The sequence below is a fragment of the Mesorhizobium sp. M7A.F.Ca.US.014.04.1.1 genome (genome assembly GCF_003998745.1).
Classification (GTDB): Bacteria; Pseudomonadota; Alphaproteobacteria; order Rhizobiales; family Rhizobiaceae; genus Mesorhizobium; species Mesorhizobium ciceri.
The window spans coordinates 1-1,566 of the sequence record NZ_RZRW01000920.1 but is presented as its reverse complement, the minus strand read 5'-3'; the positions used below and the strand labels follow the sequence as shown (position 1 = coordinate 1,566).

Annotated in this window: 1 protein-coding gene and 1 pseudogene; both read left to right on the top strand. The window is 65.2% G+C overall.

Translation table 11 applies throughout. From position 1 onward, the window contains the following. Positions 1-1,207: YcjX family protein (locus tag EOA22_RS33125; protein ID WP_127390582.1), on the top strand; the 1,207-nt coding region annotated here is incomplete at its 5' end. Continuing rightward, positions 1,204-1,566, top strand: a pseudogene (locus tag EOA22_RS33120) (TIGR01620 family protein); the annotation flags it as partial. The gene EOA22_RS33125 and the pseudogene EOA22_RS33120, both read left to right, overlap by 4 nt.

Sequence of the window (1,566 nt, the reverse complement as noted above, 5' to 3'; positions counted from 1 at the left end):
CCACATCGCAGCCTTGGTCAACGACCGCGTCTGGCCCGATTCGACGCGCGCCATTTCGGAGCTGCGGCTGACCATCGAATATGAATCGGCTTCCGGCTGGAGCCGCATGTTTTCCTCGGGCAGATTGTCGGTCGATATCGTCGATTATCCCGGCGAATGGCTGCTCGATCTGCCGCTGCTCGGCAAATCCTTCGCCGATTTTTCCCACGAAGCCTTTGAGATGGCCGTTCTGCCGGTGCGCGAGGACCTGTCGCAAGCCTGGCGGGCACTATCGGCCGGGATCGACCCGAACGCCGATGCCGACGAGATGACGGCGCGCCGCCTGGCCGAGAGTTTCGCCGCCTATCTGAAGGCCTGCAAGCTCGACGAGCGGGCGCTTTCGACCTTGCCGCCCGGCCGCTTCCTGATGCCGGGCGATCTCGAAGGCTCGCCGGCCCTGACCTTCGCGCCACTGGCCGCGATCGGCGACAACCGTCCGCGCGCAGGCTCGCTGCACGCCATGATGGACAGGCGCTATGAGGCCTACAAGACGCATGTCGTCAAACCCTTTTTCCGGGAACACATCACCCGCCTCGACCGCCAGATCGTGCTGATCGACGCTATGCAGGCGCTGAACGCCGGCCCGGGCGCCATGGCCGACCTGGAACGCGCGGTGACCGAGATCCTCAGCTGTTTTCGCCCCGGCCGGGGCAGCTTCCTCACCGATCTGTTCTCGCGGCGCATCGACCGCATCCTGGTTGCCGCGACCAAGGCCGACCATCTGCATCACGAAAGCCATGACCGGCTGCAGGCGATCGTGCGGCGGCTTGCCGACCGCGCCGTGGCACGGGCGAATTTCACCGGCGCCGATGTCGATGTGGTCGCCATGGCGGCGGTGCGCGCGACGCGCGAAGGCACCGTCAGGCAAGGCCGGGAGACGCTTCCCGTCATCATCGGCACGCCGATAGCCGGTGAGAAGATCAACGGCGAAACCTTCGATGGAAAAACTGAAACAGCCATATTTCCCGGTGACTTACCGGAGAATATTGATGCGGTTTTCGATGTTTCGGGAGCCGATCACAGGCAGGACTCCGCGGACCCTGCAATCCGCTTCGTCCGTTTCCGTCCCCCAAAGCTCGAACGCACGGCCGAAGGCGTCACGCTGTCGCTGCCGCATATCAGGCTCGACCGTGCCTTGCAGTTCCTGATCGGAGATCATCTGGCATGACCGCGCCCCGCAAGCCGGCGGCATTCCGCATCGAACCGGAAGCCCCACCGAGACAAGCGGCCCCTGAGCCGCGCAACATCCAGGCCGACACCCAGCGCAAACCCCGCGCGATGAAAACCCATGTCGCGATGGTCATTCCGGCGAAAGTCGATGTCTTCGACGAGCCCGACATCATTGCCGCGGAGCCGCCACCAGCCGTCGCCCCCAGGAAACGCTCGCTGCTCGGCAGCATCTTCTTCGGCGCCTTCGGCGTGCTGGTTTCGCTGGCGGTCGGCCTGTGGACCGACCAGCTCATACGCGACCTCTTTGCGCGCGCTGAGTGGCTGGGCTGGCTCGCCGCCGGCATTGCCGCCCTCGCC